This window comes from Alteromonas sp. M12 (assembly GCF_037478005.1).
Lineage (GTDB): Bacteria > Pseudomonadota > Gammaproteobacteria > Enterobacterales > Alteromonadaceae > Aliiglaciecola > Aliiglaciecola lipolytica_A.
On the sequence record NZ_CP144164.1, the window covers coordinates 4542399 to 4561548 of the forward strand.

Genomic DNA, 19150 nt, shown 5'->3' on the forward strand with positions numbered 1-19150 from the left:
TTTATTCCTTATTGTGTGAAAAGTGATTATCGAATTAGAAATTGCCTCTTATGCCCACGGCGAAACTACGTCCTGGGCGAGGGGCGATATCTTTAATAAATGAGGTATGTACTCGCGCTTCGGTATCGGTCAAATTTGTGCCTTTCAGATACACAGTGACGTCTTGATTCGACACAGGTATATCGTAAGCAACACTTGCATCAACCATGGTGTAACCATCGGTAGTGGTTTCATCCGTTGAAACATGGTTTTGGCTTTGATAGCGGGTCACATCTAAGTGGGCAGTTAGGCTGTCATCGACGTAGGCGAATTGCGTGCCGTAACGAAGTGGTGAAGTACGGGGTAAATTGCCACCGTCTTTTAATCGCGCGCGAACAAAGTCAGAGAACACAGTGGCTTTAAACGTATCGGTTGCCTGCCATGCTATTTGCACTTCAAAACCATTTAAGACTACGTCATCGGTTTCAAATATATACACTGGTAACTCGTCAGTATGCTCTTCTTCTTCCGCATCATGATCGTGTTCTTCTTCATCATGGTCATGACTACTTTCAACATAAAGACCGGTATTGGTTTGATAATAGTAATTGTCTACTTGGTTATAAAAAGCATTGAATACGAATGCCACATCACCTTGAGTCTTACGCAGTGTCAAATCAATGTTATTGGCAGTTTCAAGGTCAATGGTTTCACCAGAGAGCCCAATTTCTTCATCGTCTAGCGCAAATAAAGCGCCCACTTCATAGCTATTGGTGCCTATATGTGCGCCAAAAGACAGCAGCTCTGCAGCTGAAGGTGCACGCTGTGAACGTGAAACAGAAAGGCCAATATTATAACCAGGGGTGAAGTCCCAAACTAAACCAGCAGACACACTAACTGGCGTAAACTTATGAGCAACATCGAAAACCCGTGTGGCGGTTTCTTCATCGCCATGATCGTGATCATGTTCATCTTCTTCTTCGTCGTGCCCGTGAGCTTCAAGAACAGGAAGTAAAACGTTATCGGCATCAATGGTGACACGCTCTATTCGAGCACCAAATTGTAATAACACATCTGCGAAGTGTTTTTCTTCCATAACAGCTAATGCAATGGTCTCAGACTTCGAAGGGGGAGTGAAAGCCTCTTCACCGACAGCTGAAACTTCGCTATTTTTATAATGAAAGCTGATACCACCATTCCAATCAACGAATGGGTTATGCATCACGTCTACTTTGAGCTCATGTGTATCATTTTCGAATAAGGTACCCACCTCGCCATTTTCTATCTCGGCATGCTCGTAGTCAGTAAATGTACCTCTAAGGTTAACTTTATTGATCCACTGTGATTGCACATTTAATTCGCCGAGCAATTGCACCCGTGTTTGTTCTAGATCGGCAAACACACTGACGTCACCATCATGTGAATGGCCGGGCACACCGTATTCACGGTTAAATTGCTCAACCGCAACGCCTACATAACCATCATCTAAGAGATAACTCGCGCCTAGAGTGAAACCATTTGATTTTTCAGCGCTGTTTTCCACAACATAATCACCACCCTCTTCTTCTTCATGATCATGTTCATCTTCTTCGATCTCAGCTTCTACAGGCACTTCGTAATCATTAGATTCATGCCAATAACCATCGGCGTAAAAACCAAACGACTCATACCCTGTGGTGAGATTAAAGCTCGCGAGCTTTTTATCATCAGCGGAATTGCTTTCAAGCAACCATTCACCTTGCGTGGAATTGTCAGTGGGAACACGTCCATCAACCACATTGACGACACCTCCAATTGCACCACTACCGTAAAATAAGGTGGCAGGTCCACGCAGGACTTCAATTTGTTGCGAAGTAGAAGCTTCAGTGGCCACTGAATGGTCAGGACCCACTCTGGATACATCACTTACGTCTAAACCATTTTGTGCAATTAGTACCCGAGGCCCACTCAAGCCTCGAATAATCGGGGTACTGGCAACATTACCGTGAAAGTTCGATTGAACACCTGGCAGTTTCTCTAAGGTATCACCTAAGGTGGAAGCTTGTTGACGACGCAATGTTTCACCTGAAAGCACGCTTATCGGAGAGGCTGATTCCATCACCGACATATGGATGGGAGTCGCAACTACGTCAATAACCTCAATAGGTGAACGAATTAAAGTTAACGCCAATTCTGTAACTTCATCTGCATTCAAAACGATGTCTTGATGAAGGTGAGCAAAACCGGAAGCTGAGATATGAAATTCATTAACTCCTGCTCTCAAATCGTTAATTACAAAATATCCGTCGCTATCGGTATGGGTTTTGGCGTTTGTTCCTTCAACCTTAACAAGGGCACCAGAAACGGCCTTCCCATCACTATTTTTAACCACCCCTTCGATAGATTGCGCCATGACGCTCGCAGGTATGAGCGCACTAACAAGTGCCACAATTCTCGATATTTTATACATCTCACTCTCCAATGTTATGTTATACTGTTTCAACCAATTAGGTTATGTTATAATGTATCAAAAGCAAAGGCAATCCTATAAATTGGAAAAAATATTAGTGCGGAAATTTGCATAGACAGGCGCAAACGAGCGTATTTCAACTAAACCTGCCCTTGTGGCTAATTTAGAAATAACTGTCTCAAACTGCGAAAAGTCGGTAGGGAAAAAGACTATGAAGTCTAGTGAAACAAAAAATTTGATTTCAATAGCTAGGTTAATTTGTGAAGAATCTGGTAGTAAGCTAACGGAAAAACGCCAGCATGTATTAGAAGTGTTATTCCAACTAAACACGCCGGTATCAGCTTACGAATTAACAGATCACTATAACTCTATAATCGGCGCACCGATTACCGCAATGTCGGTTTATCGTATATTGGAATTTTTAGAAGCTGCGAAGCTAGTTCATCGCCTTAATTCGATTAACAAATACATCATTTGTGCCCCTACTTTTGGTCCGTGGAAGCACCAACCTCCACTTTTTTTGATTTGTAAATCTTGTCAGAGCATAAAAAAAATCGAATTGGCGAATGACCTGATTAAAACATTGTCTGAACAAGCGAAAAGTGCTGGCTTTCCGATTTTAGGTTCACAAATTGAACTAAATAGCATTTGCAACGATTGCTCTTCACAGAAGCACAAAAAGAATTCATCTGGGGGTCTATCTATATGACTAAGATTCAACAAATAAGCGATAAAGTAGCGGTGGGGTTATCTCTCTTATGTGTAGTTCACTGTCTTTTTTTTCCTATTTTACTCATTATCATGCCTCCGCTTTCTGGCTTATTTGCCATCAATGACGCGCTATTCCACCGTTGGTTGCTCTTTGCGGTAGTGCCAATTAGTGTCATCGCTTTGATTATGGGTTATTTCCATCATCGCAGCGGAAGAGTCTTTTTGCTCGCTTCATTAGGGCTAACACTATTAATTGTGACAGCACTGCTGGGCCATGACTTACTCGGTAACTATGCTGAAGTTGCTTTAACCGTATTGGGTTCGAGCATTATCGCCTTTGCCCATATAAGAAACTATCAGTTGCAGAGAATGAATAAACAACCAGAACCTCATACATCGGAAGACAAGGCGAATTAATTAAAAAGCAATCAAACAGTGAAACTTAAGATACAGCATTAACTAAAAGTGTTAGAACAAACCGAATTTAAACCTAACGAGGTTTCTAATATTTTGCTAGTTTGCCCGGCGAGTTGCTTATCTTGGGTTAAAAATTCAATGCGCGAATCTTTGGCACTGTCAATTTCGGTGATCCGTAAAACACCGTCACTATAGTTACACCCCAAAGCACCTTGTTGGGTAATAAAAACGGCTTTTAAACGTTCCACGTCTAAGCCGCTTAACGTATCCATAATTTGTTGATAATCGAAGACGACTGAATGGGCACAAATCCAACCACACGAAAAATATCCTTCACCACTATTTTCAACTTTAATTGAGCCTACTTTAGGTGTGTCAAACGAGGGAGTCAAAATAGAATGTGCAGGATGATTATGCTGATGAACGTAGATGTTCTCTACATGTCGAGACCTATTGTGCAGTAGTATAGGGTCAATAATGCCATTGTCAGAATATACAATTGGAGTGGTGGAAACACCAATTTCTGATAAATAACTAGCCAATAAAGATTGAGATTCGTGATCATAAAGATCCGACTTGGTTGCCACTATATAATCAGCAGTCTGTAGTTGCTCTTGGAACGTCTTGTGTGCACGCCAACGCTGATCCAGAATTCGGCGCGCATCGATTAAACCTAGAGTTGCATGTACGTCCAGCACGTCTCGATAATCTGCACAAGTAAGCGTGGCTAACACTTCTTTTGGATGACCGAGGCCCGTAGGCTCAATCAGTAAACGATGTGGTTTGGCTTTGGCCAGCAATACATTCAACGCTATTTTCATCGGCACTCCTGACGTGCAACACATGCAGCCACCAGGTACTTCTTTGATAAATACACCATTTTTTTCAGGACTGGTTAAAAGTGCCCCGTCGACACCCACTTCACCAAATTCATTAACTAACACCGCCCACCGTTGCTCTTTAGGTTTTTGTTTTAGTAAAGACTGAATAAGTGTGGTTTTTCCAACACCTAAAGCGCCTGTTATTATGTTAGTGGGTAGGTATTCGATTTTATGCATTAAGTGACGCCCAAGGACCACTTATAGCCAACGTGGTAGTAGGAGAATATAAATTTACAAATAACACTGAACCATCATCTGAAAAACAAGCTCCAGCGGGCTCGGTCTGCCAACGCACCTTAGCAACGTCGTAGACTTTACCTGAGGGAGTAACCCCTTTTAGATGATTATTAACCGTGTCTGAGTATTGATCTTCACACACAATTAAATGGCCGCTAGGTGCGACTGTTATATTGTCTCCAAAATTAAAAGTGACTTTGTCTAAACTTTCCACAAACAATGTCAAAGTGCCTGTTTGCTGGTCTTGTTTAGGCGAAGGTTTATAACGCATAATTTGTCCAAGCTTTGCCTTGCCGCCACTGGTGCAACAAAAGTACATTTCATCTGTTCCAAAATGAATACCTTCACCGCGAGCAAATAGAGCAGCGCCTTTTGCAAACCCGCGTATCCGTAAATCATCATCTTGGCTATCCACATTATCCAGATCTATCCATTCACAAGCATAAGGTTGATTAACCTGCATGCGCGATTCTTGCCAGTTACGGGTATCAAATTTAGACTCTCCTTGAATTACCAAAGCTTGTAATTGACCTCCCGCTTTTAAATCTCCTTTTTGATTTGGTATATATCGATAGAAAAGACTATCTGGGCGGTCTTCTGTTAAATAAACAATTCCACTTATAGGATCCACACATGCTGCTTCATGATTAAACCTCCCCATGGCTTTTATCGGATCTGGTTTAACCAATTGTCTTGCTTGAGACGGCACTTCAAACACGTAACCATGATTTTTGTTAATTTTAGCAGATGCAGTGGCGACGGATTCTTCACAGGTTAACCAGCTTCCCCAAGGAGTAATACCACCAGAACAATTTCGGATAGTTCCAAGCAACGACATACACTGGTATTCAACTTGGTGTGTTTTAAGGTTGTAAACAATATTACTGGTACCACCTGGCAACGGATTGCCCGATGAATAGGTATCATAAACGGCTGCCGAATCTACGCTTGTACGAACCTGCCCGGTTGTGCCGTTAGAAGGAGAGAGTTCATGATTGCGAACTAACACTACACGTTCCTCATCCACCATAAAACACCCCATGCCATCGGCACGATCAGGCACAGTTAAGCCGTCATTCATAACCTCGCCCAATTGTGAAATCGCTCGATAACTAAATCCCGGCGGCAAATCAATTATGCCTTTAGGATCTGGAACCAAACCGCCTAGAGAATTGCTACCGCTAGCCACATCAGTTAAATAACGAGTTAGCTCACCACCGTGTAAATGAGTAGCAAGACCACCAAATGCCATGGCTACAAAACCTTGATTAAACTGTCTTCGGGTAAGCATAAAAATTCCTATTATATTGGTGAGTATTATTCTGTATTGGGTTTATTCAAACACCAAAATATTGCATAAACATGTACACAACCTTAATTGTGCTAAGTCTAGCTATTGTGCAGCATAAAGTGTGTTTCACTTTGCTGACAGATTGTTATCTCAGCATCAGTCATAATATTTATTGACAAAAAGCCCCGAAGAGCACTAAACAACATAGCAAAATGTTGATACGTTATACCATATCAATCAATAAAGTGATGTTATATTATCTCAACAACAACCAAACTAACAACCTTTAATCGAGATGGGGGGAGAGATGAAATTATCCATTTTAGGAGTCCTTATACTAGCTAGCTGGGCTTGTAATGTGCAATCTCAACACCATGTCCATGGACAAGGCAGCGTTTTTATTGTTCAGGAAAATGAGCTCTGGCAAGTACAGTTTTTACTACCCGCCTCAGACATATTGGGTTTTGAACATAGCCCTGAAAATAAACATCAGCAGTATTTAGTTGACCAGTTTGAGAAAAATCGAACAGACTTTAACAATCTTGTTCAGTTTGATTCAACGTGTGTTCAGCGTAACGATTCACAAAGCGCTTTGGCATCCACTGAACATGATGAGAGTCCAACTAAGCAACATCACGATCTAGAATTTATTTACTTACTCGAATGCGAGCAAGCCATATCAGAAATGACTTTTCCGATTCTGCAGCAATACCACAATCTAAAAAGTTTACACGTTCAATGGAGCACGCAATTGGGGCAGGGTTCGAAGCTGATAACTGCAAGTGCACCTCAATTGCAATGGCGTTAAACATGAACCTTTTAAAGCCATCCAGCTTAAACTCGAATACATCTATTTTTACTTAGTATTAGAGTGCGATAACAAACACCTTTAAAAATAAAATCAGGTACTAATATGATGTTAAAAAAACTGTTAACTTTTGCTGACCGCTCTGCAATTACAATATCGACTTTATGTGTTGTTCATTGCCTACTGTCACCGATAATTTTAATTGCGCTACCGACTTTGACGAGTTTCGCGATTTTTGATGATGAACACTTTCACATTTGGCTACTTTATGCAGTGGTTCCCATCAGTGTATTTGCCATTGCATTTGGTTATGTGCACCAACGTAGTTTGTCTGTTCTAGTCACAGCATTAATAGGAATAATCATATTAGTCCTTGCAGCTGTGCTTGGACACGATGTTTTCGGTGAAACCGGCGAAGTGATTGCTTCTGTTACTGGCGCAGCGTTAATCGGTTTTGGTCACATTAAGAATTTAAGTCTTAGGAAGTCGAATTATCAACCTTACCAAGCAACCTCTTAAATGAATTATAAACTCGATTGATTATCCTAAAATAAGTAAAGGTAGAACTTTCTATGTCAACAGCGAGAGCCTTAGCTTTTTGGTAATGTTCTTGCAGCAGTTTATTATATGTGAAATACAGTTGGGGCGTTGTAAAAAATACATTCTTCACGGATGGCCAAGAATCAGCACCCAAACGCCCAACCAATAGTCCCAAACCGGCACAAAACAATATGCTAATTGCAAATTTACGATGTGCAAATACTGACATTTTCAAGACTGTTTTAACTGCGATATCACATACAAGATACTTTAGTTTTCAACCAGAGTTATTTTGGCGATTGAATTATCAGTCATATATTTCAATATTATCCAAGGTCATTGCATAAGCAGATGTCCCTGTTTCGTTGCTATTGGTTTCAATATTAATGACACCTTCAAACCAAAACGCCACATCTAACTGAGTAAGCTTAATTCCCTTACTAAATTTACCGTAAATGATTTGATTTGGTGGCGGTGGCGGCATATGCAAACATGCACCAAAATACGGAACGATGAAAAACTCCACTACACGTTTCTGATCATCAGAGCTCAGAGGAACAATAAACCCAGGAATTCTTATCGATTTTTTGTCGAAACTCTGAATAATACGAGTTGACGTTAACGCTTGTTGAAAGCGTTCTACATTTTCACTCTTTTCGCTCATACCAGATAGAGCTTGAACAGAGTCTAGCTCACTACCGTCTTTTATTTCGTTCAGAAAGTCAGGTGGATCAAGTAATGCGTCGAGATCGCTCTGCGGCATTAACTCTATCCATTCAATTTCATCATAAATCGGATTACTTTCCGCCTGTGCAGAAGTGCATAAGAGTAATATTAATAAAAGGAATCCAATACTGTAGCAACGACCCAAAGCAATTTTTCTGTTCAATTTTTTATCACTCTAAAATTATAGTTAGCAGAATTTACAACCCAAATATAAATTTTGTTATATCGTAATACCAGTTTTCTAAGATAGTGCCTATCAACACCTTAGTTGTAAAATTGGAAGCGTTGCTTTAGCTCAAAAGAACGATAACTAACATAGCCGATGATGTGTTTTAGGGTTTTTATCAAAGACTAGATTACCAACTTGAGGAAAAATGATTAGGCGGGATATTTTGTCCAACAGTCTCTGTTGTTGGTCACTTCGTCGATATAACTTGACCGATAAGCGAACATCTTGCTAGTTTATTATTCGACCAGCATGGGAGTACGGGTTGATATTTAGCCAGTTTTTTCCAATACAAACGTTGAAACGCTGTCGTTTTTTCTAGCTAATAGACAGTCATCGCGTTTTTGCCAGACAAATTATTGTGAAAACCTCACTTAACTAACAATATAGGCATAAAGATGAAAAAATTATCGCTTTTTCTTGTGTACTGTTGCGTACTATTCTCAGCATATAGCTTTAGCTGTCAGTACCACGATTATGGAACGAGTAAGATCCCCCAATTTCCGCCACTGTCACCAGAATTACACCCTGTGATGTTGCAGCATTTTAGGCCTCCACAAAACGCGCCGCTGAACGTAACCCTTTCAACTGATAGCCAAGCCTCAGCTAAAGGCGGAGTATTCACTATTAGTTATGATATCCATCCTGATTACCACAATGTGAAAGCAGAAGTGGTAAGCAGTAAAGGCGTTAAATTATTAGATAACTCAACGATGTATTTGACTCGTATTAAAGGGAATCAATCGTTTAAATATCAAGCTCTATCTGATGATACTCAAAAGGTCCGAGTTCGTATTTCTGCTGTGCGCAAAGATATGCCCATCATAGTTGAAAAACGACTCAATCTTTCGTCTACATAGAGTTTAATAACGGCTATTAATAGCTGATTTAAATAAGTAGAAAGATAGTCAACACGCCTAATTGGCGTAATTCCGCCAATCCTGTGAGAAAGCCGCAAAAGTGCCAATTTAATGCCAATAAGTGATGGGTCTTAAATACATCCGTTATTTATTGGCACACCAACACTTACGATTGTTATATTAACCAATTTTATAACTTGTTTTGGAATCCTAGACTCCTCCCCCTTTTTTAAACTGGTTGAAACTTAAAGTGGTCTAAAACCGGACAAAATCCGTTTAGAGTATATTAAAGTTTGAAACTTATTTATCAAAACGGTAGGGTGCAGGAAATCAGGAACATTGATTTTCAATTCAGCTAAACTCCATAGTGCTAAATGCTCAATTTAAGCCTACTATTGGTTTAAATTTAGAAGGAAACAAATTGCGGTGCATAATCTAAAACAGTTGTATCAAATCACCTCAGATAACAGACTGTCAGATTCTGAAAAAATGGTTTCCCTGCTGAAAATGGGTGCCGATTATTTTCAGTTGGAACTTGGTATTATCAGTGAAATAAACGATGATATTTATACGGTTCGATATGCGATTTCCCCAGATAACTCACTCCTAGCTGGTACCACTTTCAATGTAGCTGAAACTTATTGTTTGCACACTTTAGCAACCAATCAAGCACTGTCATTCTATCATGCAGGAAAAAGCCGTATTGCTCAGCACCCTTGTTATACAAATTTTGGTTTGGAAAGTTATATAGGTGCACCTTTGATAGTGGAAGGCAGACGTTTCGGTACCATTAATTTTTCAGCAAGCGCACCTCGCTCAAAACCTTTTAGCGACGAAGAACATGACTTTATCGAATTACTTTCACATTGGATAGGGAATGAAATTGCTCGTCATGAGAAGATCGAATTGTTACAAGCACAGCAAAAAGCCATGGCGCGTCAACAAGATATCTTAGAGCAAATGGGTCAGGTAGCAAATGTCGGCGCGTGGGAACTGGATTTAGCAAGCGAAAAACTTTTTTGGTCTACAGAAACGAAAAAAATTCATGAAGTAGACGATGGTTTTGAACCAACTATTGAATCCGGATTAGATTTTTATAAACCTGGTGAAAATCAGCGACGAATAACTTCTTTGCTCAACGGCATCGTAGAAAAGGGTGGCCACTTTTCTGGCGAGTTTGAGATTATTACCCAAAGAGGCACTGAAAAATGGGTAGCAGTAAAGGGTAAAGCAGAGTTAGATAATGGCAAATGCGTAAGATTAGTCGGCGCTTTTCAAGATATTACTGCGCAAGTTAACAATAGGGTTGAATTGGAAAGTAGGCATAAAGAACTCTCACTAGCACTTGAAGCTCGTAGTTTATTTTTAGCCAATATGAGCCACGAAATTCGCACACCGATTAATGGTGTTCTAGGCATGTTACAAATATTGGAGAGCTCTCCGCTTAACTCTCAACAACAACGATTTCTAGGATTGGCCAAGGATAGCGCAACCTCTTTACTGGGGATTATCAGTGATATTTTGGATTTCACCAAGATTGACTCAGATAAGTTAACCCTCGAAGAAGTGCCAATAGATCTCAATCAATTGCTCAATAATTGCGTCGAAATCTTTAATCCACGGGCGCAAGACAAATCCATCAAGTTAGTAAGAAAGTTTGAATTAACCGATAAAGTTTTTGCCGTATCTGACCCTACGAGATTACGTCAAATTTGCTCTAATTTGCTCTCGAATGCTATAAAATTTACTCATCAAGGGCAGGTTGATATAACGACCCAAATAACACTGAAAGACAACAATCGCGCTATGTTGACGATTCTTGTGGAAGACTCAGGTGTGGGTATAAATGAAGAACAGTTAGCGCAATTGTTCTCACCTTTTAATCAAGCGGATGCATCAACCACGCGTAAGTTTGGGGGCACGGGTTTAGGGCTTTCTATTACCCGAAAATTATGTCAACTAATGGGAGGGGACGTTAGCGTAGAAAGCACCCCTGATGCAGGTAGCAAATTCAAAGCAAGCATTAACGTTGGGATAGTTGAAGCCAGTGGATTAACCTCAACCACTTCTGCTGTTCAGACCACAGAAATGGATCTAAGCCACTTACGAATACTCATCGTTGAAGACAACGAAATTAATCAAGTGGTGATCGGCGAAATGTTAAAGCAGCGACACATCGTTTTCGACATTGTGAAAGATGGTATCGAGGCGCTTGCTATTCTCAAACATGGCATCAAATTTGGGCACGAGTATTCAATCATTTTAATGGATTGTCAGATGCCCAATATGGATGGCTACCAAGCCACACAGCATATTCGACAACTACCAACACCGGTTAATTCAATTCCAATCATAGCGCTTACTGCTAATGCAATGTCTGATGAACGTGAAAAGTGTTTTGCATCTGGAATGAATGAATATTTATCCAAACCAATAGAGCAGGCAAAGCTGTTTAGCATGATAGAAAAGTTTGCTTAACGATGTAAAAAGTTAATGCATCATTTCGGCTCGGCTTTACTCGCTTTTATTTTTTTCGCTATCCCTTGAAACTCGTAGGTCGGATAAAACTCAGTGGTAAACGAGCCCCACGCAGATTTTTCTACTGCTAAATTTAAAGTTCTCAAATCTTTGGGCGACACGCGCAAAGTAATAACCTGGCCTAAGCCCATAGCCACATACCAAGATTCAATCTGCATACCTTCGGGCGGAAATGATTGCCAAAACTCGTTTTTATCTTGAATGGCCTGCAGTTCAGTTAAACTCTTGTCTTGTTGATGTTTTAAGATCACCGTAACTAAGATGCTATCACTGTCGATGCTGGTATCCTCTGCATTCACAATACTACTAAACATCACAATAATGGTCATTAGCAAATATTTCATAATGCCTCCTAGGCTTGGTCCACAACTTGGTTGGAAGTAATTTGTTGTACGTAATCAGTTCCATACTATCAGGCATATTAACTTAGCATACAAGCAATTCGATAAACGTTGATATGGCCAATGACAGGCATATCAGGGCACTATTACCAACGTTGTTTATCTTCTTGTGAGGCACTTTCCTGACACTCACCGACTATTTCAGTTTTGCTGCGCATTTGTGAAAAGTCCAGTTCAATGAAACCATGTCGACAATAACCTGTTTCGGTTAATTTTTTGTCTAACAATTCCAAGACGGCCTCTCGTTTATCTTCATCAGAACCGCCTTCACTGCGCTGAATCGAACTGACTTGCGAAGTATCTTGGGTTGACTCAGATTGACCTCGGCCACCTCTACCTTGCCGTGAACGGCCACCTTCGCCGCCCCCTCTTTTGCCCTCAGGCTTACCTTCGCCGCCACGACCTTCGCCTTTACCCTGTTCATACAATATCGCCAGAACAAAGCGCTTCGAGCCATCAGCGTGAATTTTGGTAGTGAATATTTCTTCTGCTTCTTGATGGCGCTCAGGTTTGCCTGCACAGGCTGACAAAGCAAACGAAAAAAGTAGAATCACAAAACTTAAACGGTAAGACATAAGACGATTTCCAAGTAACAGATTTTAATAACCGCAGATTCTGACCTAAACCTCAACCATAGGTTCCAAGCAAATATAACTTTCTAAATTGCTTATGATTATGGCTTTTAATCATCCTTACTTGTTCAATTCGAACTGTGTTGAGCAATACTCACTGCTTTAGTCTAATAGAATAACGCCTGATTTAAACTACAATGAGTATTTGTCAGGCTTAAATTCCCGAGTTGCGGAAAATTTTAAACATAACAAAGTGAAAGTTTTCGCCGATAACATTGTTCTTAAACTAGCGATTGATAAAACACAACGAGATGCGATTCAACAAGTTGTTTAACAATATCATCGATATCGCCCTATACACTTGGTTTTTAAGAACCGATTGCATAGGAGTTTTCAAAAAATTGAAGGCGGCAACTCTACAACACAGTTTACTACAGAAGGTGACAACGGTGTTTACGGCAAAACAACTTAAGACAGCAATTTTTATTAGTATAGTGGTAGGAACAATACTAACGTTAATCAATCAAGGAGAGGCGTTTTTAGGCGAAGCAGAAATAATTTGGTTCAAGGTAATCCTTACTTATATTGTGCCATTTTGTGTATCGATGTACTCAAGTAGCGTGGCACGATTAGATACAAAGCCAATAGAAAAAACAAAACCTTTGGATGGCTAAGTCGCCCAACTTTGAACTGGAAAGATAATGGATATGTTGAATAACTTTAGTATAAATAAACGTTTGCTTATTGGTTTTAGTATTGTCACTTTACTTATGGTGATACTTACCATGGTAGGCATTTATCGAGTCAATATGATCGGTAGCACGCTCACCACAATGACAAACATTAATGTGGTAAAACAAAGGCACGCAATTAACTTTCGCGGAAGTGTCCATGATCGTGCCATTGCGATTCGCGATTTAGCCACAGCTCAAAGCCCTGCGAATGTTAAGGTTCATATAGACGATATTAATAGGTTAACCGAATTTTACCGCTCATCCAGTGATAAAATGCAAGCAATGCAAGCAGCGGGAACTATTTTTAGCAGCCAAGAAACATCGATTTTGCAACAACTCGATAATCTCCAACAACAAACAGAACGCGTGATACAACAAGTGATAAAGGCCAAAACAGGTCAGTCGAGCGACGATGGTTTGTCGCTGCTAAGAAATGGTGGTAGCCAACTCTTCGTTCAATGGCTCGATACGATTAATTCGTTTATCGATTTGCAAGAAAGCAAAAACGTTGCTGCTACCAATCAGATTTTAGAAAACGCCGCTAGCTTTAAAACTACCATGTTGGTGTTAACCTTTAGTGCGTTAATACTTTCCATTTTAGTCGCCTATGTTATCGCCAATAGCTTTAAAGCGTCACTTGGCGCAGAACCTGCGGTTGCAGCAGAATCCCTGTCTCAAATTGCGCAAGGGAATTTGGCTCAATCATTCAGTACTAAGCATGACCATAGCATGTTGGCAACGATGTCAAAAATGCAGGAAAGACTGCGCAATACAGTACTTGAAATTGCGGCGGCATCTCACGATTTAAAACAACAATCCACATTGGTTACCCAAGGCTCGAAAGAGATAGTGTTACTCGCCCAAGAACAAGATCAACTCACCGTGAGCACTCGTACTCGTTTGAGTGACATTAAAGAAAATATCGTTTTTGTGTCTGAAACCGCATCTAAAAACAAAGTTAATGCGAAACGTATGGTGGAACGTGCGAGCAATGGAATCGATTCCATGGCATTGAGTGTCGATGCCATGCAAAACGTCGCAACCACAGTGGCCCAAGCGGTGGAACAAATTAGTAAATTAGAGGCGTTAACCAATCAGATTGGTGGCATTACCAATGTGATTAACAGTATTTCAGATCAGACTAACCTTTTAGCGCTCAACGCAGCCATAGAAGCGGCTCGAGCTGGTGAATCTGGACGCGGTTTCGCAGTGGTTGCAGATGAAGTAAGACAGTTAGCCTTGCGCACAGGAGAAGCAACCAGTGAAATTCAATCGACCATTGAAGAAGTGCAACAAGAAACTTCCACAGCAGTAACTGTCATGCAAAATACGTTGCCCAAGGTACAAGATGGTCAAACCAAGACGCACAATGCCATGGATTTACTGCAAGAAATTGAAGAAAATGCGAACAATTCATTTAATAATGCGACCATAGTGGCAGATACGGCTTCTGACCAAGTTGTCATAATTGGCACAATAAATGAGGTTGTCGCTCAAATTGATGAAATCAACAAAAAAACCGTTTATTCGTTAGAGCAGAATAACGCAGCAACCATTGCTTTAGATAAACTCGCGGAAAAACTAAATAAAGAAGTCGGTTTCTTTAAAACAAGTTAGTGACCAAATAGTAATTGCGAGCCTAGCTAAACCAACTTTGATAGTTTGGCTTGGCTAGGTTTTATATTGCTAAGCAATTTAATCGTTTACGTCACTAGCGACTTTTTTAATGCGGTGACGAATTGATATTTTTGAGACTTCATCCAATTTAATAACGTAAGCATTTCCGCCGATACCACGAAATGATTCATCTGTGAACACTATGCTATTGTCATCCAAGAATGTGATAGCTTCTTTTTGGGTCACAATACCTAAGTCGATGCGCGACACATCACCGTCAAAAAACTTATCACCCTCGAAGTTTTCAAATAGCCAAATGCTAGTTGAATCTAATAGGGCTAACTGTTTGCGGTTAGGGCTTAACGCGGCAGATGTAATCCAACATAACTTGCCCATTGTGGTACAGGTTTTAAATGAACCAATTAATTCAGCATCAAAGTTAGCTGCATGATCACCGACCTTGTAAACATTTGTAATACCATCAAAAGGTTCGGTTCTATTCTTAGTGAACAAATACAGATGCCTATCAAATTCAACAAAAGCTTCTAAATCGTAGTTCCTCTTATCTGGCGTGACAGGATTTTCATCTAACTCAGGATAGGTAAACTTAATAATTTCCGCTTCAGTGGTATTGCCTTTAATATCAATGGGATTTTCTATTTTATAGATAGTTAGCCATCTGCGTGAATTGTCGTTATTACCAAAATCACCAAGAAAAAAATGCCCAAAACTATTTTGAGTCATGTCTTCCCAATCTATATTTTTAGCGTTAGTCACTAATATTTCTTTGGCAATAGAACCGTCTGTGTTTATTTGATAGAGCTTAGGATCGTCACCACTATCATTGATCGCCCACAAACGATTTCTTTTATCAATTTCTATCCCTGAAATTTCATGCAACTTTGGGTCAATATTAATGTGTTTTTTACTGTAAAGAGTATGAATAGATGAGCCAATTAATATTGCTGCAATGACTATCGAGACGCTAACCAGTGTCAAAATACTTCGTTTTACCATGGCATCGTTGTTGTACCTAAAATTAAGTTGGCGCAAGTATGTCGTATGCCCCAAAGAAAAAAAAGTAAATTAGCTAATCCAAAAGTTGTTAATGTAGATTGCCAATGACGGTTGACTGAAGAAGCTGTAGCCTGCGGTTTCATTTAGCTTGAATTTAGCCGCGCTCCCCCCATATTTGTATGTATGAATTGACGCCTTGAGCTAGCGTCAACAACAGTCGCTTGAAAATTGCTTATGCATTGCAATTTAAGTTGGCACAAACAGGAGTGAAAATTGACAGTTTTAATTATATTGGGTGTTTTGTTTATTAGTCTTTTGGTTGTCATTCCGTTACTTGAACGTTCCAACTTTAGATTGTCTAGTGAACAAATGTCTAAAATGAGTCGCTGGATATTACCCTTATTAGTGGTAATGGTAGTGATTCAACTGATAATGTATTACGCCTAGTTAATCGGCCTAAATCTCTATCATAAAAGAGAATAGCCCCGCCTTGTCGTTAATAAAAATTCACGCTGAGTAATGAATCACACAATTGCTCAAACTTAAATCTCCCTATACATATAAATGATTATTGTGCTTTTCCAAATTCAAGGTATTAAGCCGTTATTAGCAGTTTGATTATTCAACGTGTGAAGAATCCAACTTTGTCAAACCCAACGCAATGATAGTGATTTTTTGAATCCTTTGTCTCCAACGCCACTGTTTCTGTGTATTTTCCTTATATTTTTTCATTCCTTTATATTTATTTAAAACCCCAAATAGGAATTGATATCATTCGCGTTTGTGTTAACATCCTCTTCCACGTAATTTAGTTTAAATAATTTCAGGGCTTTCCATGCAGTTTAACCAGATTTTTGTTGGTGTTAGTTTAGGACTAATGTCTCTTTCAAGTGCCGCTCAAACACCAGATTCCAGCGATAGTGAAAAAGACCTTGAGGTCATTAGTGTAAATGGAACATATTTTAATGATTATCAGGTGCAAGATGCATCTGGTGCCATGCGTAGCAACATTCCGTTACTAGAAACAGCCCAAGCAGTAACCGTAATTCCTGATACGATTATCAATGAACAGTTAGCCACGACACTCGGTGAAGTACTGCACAATGACGCAAGTTTGTCACCAGGAACTAAACAACGAAATCGTGAAGTCTTTAGCTCCAGAGGTTTTGAATTAAGTTCATCTACCGGTTATTTACGTGACGGCCATCAGCATTGGTCCCATTACCAACAACCCATTGAAACCTTATCCCGTGTCGAAGTTATCAAAGGGCCTTCAAGTATTCTATATGGCCAATCTGCACCGGGCGGCTTAATTAACATGGTTACCAAAAAGCCCACCAATACACGCTTGTTAGAAATAAGCGCGGATACCGATCAACAGGGTTCAACTCGCTTTATGCTTGATGCCGGTGGCGAAATCACGGCTGACACAACTTACCGTGCAGTTGTGGTTAAACAAGACGTTAATTTTGATCGCGAATATCAAAACGGTGAAACCCGTGAACGTGATCGCTTTTTGGGCTCTCTTGCCCTAGAGCACAAGTTCAGCGACGACTTAGTGATAAGTGCCTACTATGACCGCACTAATGATAAAGCTGGTTTAGATACAGGCGCTTGGCTAGATAGCAATGGTGATATCGTCAGTGAGAAGCACACCATTAATGACTTTTCATGGGCATTTACTGATATAACAGTAGAAAATATCGGCGCTAAAGTAACTTATTTCTTTACCCCGGAATGGCAAGTGAAACTTGGTTATAACGAACAGACATTTGAACGTCAGCGTTTTGAATCTTCACCTTCCTTACCTTCTGGTTATCAACAGGGTGATAGCTATACTTCCAATCCTTATGATCGTTTTGATGATTGGCAGTTTAAAACCGCCTTTATAGATTTAAATGGTGAATTCACCTTCGGTGGTATTGAACATAACCTATTGTTTGGTGCTAACGGTCTTGATTATTATTACGGTCAATTAATCGAAAGAGGTGATTCAATCACTTTTACTCCAGGTGAAGTTGAACCAACGGTTCCAGACCTTGATTATCACAGAGATACAACGTTAAGCACCACTGAATATGATTATTATGGCGTTTATTTCCAAGACTTAATGACCTTAAATGAACAATGGCAAGTAGCTATTGGTGGTCGTTACGACAAGCAAAATCGTGAAGGTGCAGACAACGAATCATTATTACCTAAAGTTGGTGTGCTTTATCACCCTGCAGAAAACAGCACTATTTATGTGAACTATTCTGAAGGTTTTGAACCACAATCAAGTGAAACTATTGAAGATGAATTAGATAGAAACTTTGGTATGGAAATCGATGCAACTACCTCTAAACAAATTGAGATAGGTGCTAAATGGGAAGTATCAGATCGTCTATTATTAAATACTGCCATTTTCAATATTGAAAAATCGGGAACACTCATTTCTGAACAATTAAATGACGATCCAGATTATGAGACTGTTACCACTCAGTCTGGTTTACAAACCCATAAAGGGTTTGAAATATCCGCACAAGGTGCCGTTACCGACAAGTGGTTTGTAATGACATCAGCGATGTACTTGCATGCAGAGTATGAAGTAGATGAAACCTATCAAGGTAACACTCCTGCAGATGCCCCTAAATGGTCGGCTTCCATATGGTCACGTTACGAATTATCTGAAAAACTAGCGCTTAATGCGGGTATTTTCTATCAAGGTGAGCGTTTCGCTGACAATGCGAATACGGTCACTAAAGATTCATATGCCAGAGTCGATGTAGGTGCTACATACCGCGCAAACCTAATGGGTAAAGATGTTGATTTTCGTTTGAATATTGAAAACCTTTTGGATAAAGATTACTTAGCTGGTGGCGGTACGAATAACGTTACTATTGGTGATGGTGCAACTGCAAGACTTGCAGTAAAAGCGTCATTCTAAATCCGAATCAACCTTTGGCTGAGCCAATCAGCTAAAGGTTTACCATTGCCGCCTTTGTTTACATAGCGCAACAAGGGCGGTAATTATCTAACACTAACCTTCGTACTCTTTCTTTTCTGGTCACAAACCGTCTCAATTTTAAAAAGTATATTGAGCCGCGCTTTATTAACTTGTACTCTAAAAATAAGTTGAACAATCTGCCAATCCACAATTCGTCAGA

Annotated in this window: 17 protein-coding genes; 10 read left to right on the forward strand and 7 right to left on the reverse strand. The window is 40.0% G+C overall.

Features of this window, described 5'->3' with window-relative positions; translation table 11 throughout:
• Nucleotides 1-34 precede the first annotated feature (34 nt).
• The gene (locus VUI23_RS19510) at nucleotides 35-2428 is read right to left on the reverse strand and encodes a TonB-dependent receptor (RefSeq protein ID WP_342805557.1); all 2394 of its coding nucleotides are present in this window, start codon (nucleotides 2426-2428) and stop codon (nucleotides 35-37) included.
• A gap of 211 nt (nucleotides 2429-2639) precedes the next feature.
• Here VUI23_RS19510 and VUI23_RS19515 point away from each other — a divergent pair, with 211 nt between their 5' ends.
• Entirely contained in the window at nucleotides 2640-3137 is a 498-nt protein-coding gene (locus tag VUI23_RS19515; protein ID WP_216048669.1) for a transcriptional repressor, read from the forward strand.
• Nucleotides 3134-3556 carry a MerC domain-containing protein gene (locus VUI23_RS19520; RefSeq protein WP_216048668.1) on the forward strand — a complete coding sequence of 141 codons (423 nt, stop codon included), beginning with the start codon at nucleotides 3134-3136 and terminating at the stop codon, nucleotides 3554-3556. Before VUI23_RS19515 ends, VUI23_RS19520 begins: the two co-directional genes overlap by 4 nt.
• Before the next feature lie 38 nt (nucleotides 3557-3594).
• Here VUI23_RS19520 and VUI23_RS19525 read toward each other — a convergent pair whose 3' ends face one another.
• Complete coding sequence (locus VUI23_RS19525) at nucleotides 3595-4614, reverse strand: GTP-binding protein (RefSeq protein ID WP_342805559.1); 1020 nt, start codon at nucleotides 4612-4614, stop codon at nucleotides 3595-3597.
• The gene (locus VUI23_RS19530; RefSeq protein WP_342805561.1) at nucleotides 4607-5965 is read right to left on the reverse strand and encodes an alkaline phosphatase PhoX; all 1359 of its coding nucleotides are present in this window, start codon (nucleotides 5963-5965) and stop codon (nucleotides 4607-4609) included. The genes VUI23_RS19525 and VUI23_RS19530 overlap by 8 nt, the downstream gene beginning before the upstream one ends.
• A 307-nt stretch (nucleotides 5966-6272) precedes the next feature.
• Here VUI23_RS19530 and VUI23_RS19535 point away from each other — a divergent pair, with 307 nt between their 5' ends.
• Complete coding sequence (locus tag VUI23_RS19535) at nucleotides 6273-6773, forward strand: DUF2796 domain-containing protein (protein ID WP_342805563.1); 501 nt, start codon at nucleotides 6273-6275, stop codon at nucleotides 6771-6773.
• Between the two features lie 105 nt (nucleotides 6774-6878).
• On the forward strand, nucleotides 6879-7292 hold the full coding sequence (locus VUI23_RS19540) for a MerC domain-containing protein (RefSeq protein WP_342805565.1): 414 nt from the start codon (nucleotides 6879-6881) through the stop codon (nucleotides 7290-7292).
• A 328-nt stretch (nucleotides 7293-7620) separates the two neighbouring features.
• Here the strand turns inward: VUI23_RS19540 and VUI23_RS19545 are convergent, their stop codons facing one another.
• Nucleotides 7621-8202 carry a DUF3299 domain-containing protein gene (locus tag VUI23_RS19545; protein ID WP_342805567.1) on the reverse strand — a complete coding sequence of 194 codons (582 nt, stop codon included), beginning with the start codon at nucleotides 8200-8202 and terminating at the stop codon, nucleotides 7621-7623.
• A gap of 461 nt (nucleotides 8203-8663) precedes the next feature.
• On the opposite strand from VUI23_RS19545, the gene VUI23_RS19550 reads away from it, so the two are divergent.
• Both VUI23_RS19550 and VUI23_RS19555 read left to right on the forward strand, forming a co-directional pair.
• On the forward strand, nucleotides 8664-9125 hold the full coding sequence (locus tag VUI23_RS19550) for a hypothetical protein (protein WP_342805569.1): 462 nt from the start codon (nucleotides 8664-8666) through the stop codon (nucleotides 9123-9125).
• 426 nt (nucleotides 9126-9551) lie between these two features.
• Nucleotides 9552-11603 carry an ATP-binding protein gene (locus VUI23_RS19555; protein WP_342805571.1) on the forward strand — a complete coding sequence of 684 codons (2052 nt, stop codon included), beginning with the start codon at nucleotides 9552-9554 and terminating at the stop codon, nucleotides 11601-11603.
• A 20-nt stretch (nucleotides 11604-11623) separates the two neighbouring features.
• On the opposite strand, the gene VUI23_RS19560 is transcribed toward VUI23_RS19555, so the two are convergent.
• Together VUI23_RS19560 and VUI23_RS19565 are read right to left on the reverse strand one after the other, a co-directional pair.
• A complete protein-coding gene (locus VUI23_RS19560) occupies nucleotides 11624-12007 on the reverse strand; it encodes a hypothetical protein (RefSeq protein WP_342805573.1) in 384 nt (127 codons plus the stop codon).
• A 143-nt stretch (nucleotides 12008-12150) separates the two neighbouring features.
• The gene (locus VUI23_RS19565) at nucleotides 12151-12639 is read right to left on the reverse strand and encodes a hypothetical protein (RefSeq protein WP_303500705.1); all 489 of its coding nucleotides are present in this window, start codon (nucleotides 12637-12639) and stop codon (nucleotides 12151-12153) included.
• A gap of 446 nt (nucleotides 12640-13085) precedes the next feature.
• On the opposite strand from VUI23_RS19565, the gene nrtS reads away from it, so the two are divergent.
• Both nrtS and VUI23_RS19575 read left to right on the forward strand, forming a co-directional pair.
• Nucleotides 13086-13310 carry a nitrate/nitrite transporter NrtS gene (gene nrtS / locus VUI23_RS19570; RefSeq protein WP_216048659.1) on the forward strand — a complete coding sequence of 75 codons (225 nt, stop codon included), beginning with the start codon at nucleotides 13086-13088 and terminating at the stop codon, nucleotides 13308-13310.
• Nucleotides 13311-13337: 27 nt separating this feature from the next.
• A complete protein-coding gene (locus tag VUI23_RS19575) occupies nucleotides 13338-14987 on the forward strand; it encodes a methyl-accepting chemotaxis protein (RefSeq protein ID WP_342805575.1) in 1650 nt (549 codons plus the stop codon).
• Nucleotides 14988-15065: 78 nt separating this feature from the next.
• Here VUI23_RS19575 and VUI23_RS19580 read toward each other — a convergent pair whose 3' ends face one another.
• Entirely contained in the window at nucleotides 15066-16004 is a 939-nt protein-coding gene (locus VUI23_RS19580) for a hypothetical protein (protein ID WP_216048657.1), read from the reverse strand.
• Between the two features lie 273 nt (nucleotides 16005-16277).
• Between VUI23_RS19580 and VUI23_RS19585 the strand changes: the two genes are divergently transcribed.
• Together VUI23_RS19585 and VUI23_RS19590 are read left to right on the forward strand one after the other, a co-directional pair.
• A complete protein-coding gene (locus VUI23_RS19585; RefSeq protein ID WP_216048656.1) occupies nucleotides 16278-16451 on the forward strand; it encodes a hypothetical protein in 174 nt (57 codons plus the stop codon).
• Between the two features lie 388 nt (nucleotides 16452-16839).
• On the forward strand, nucleotides 16840-18930 hold the full coding sequence (locus tag VUI23_RS19590) for a TonB-dependent receptor (RefSeq protein WP_216048655.1): 2091 nt from the start codon (nucleotides 16840-16842) through the stop codon (nucleotides 18928-18930).
• The last annotated feature ends 220 nt before the right edge of the window (nucleotides 18931-19150 follow it).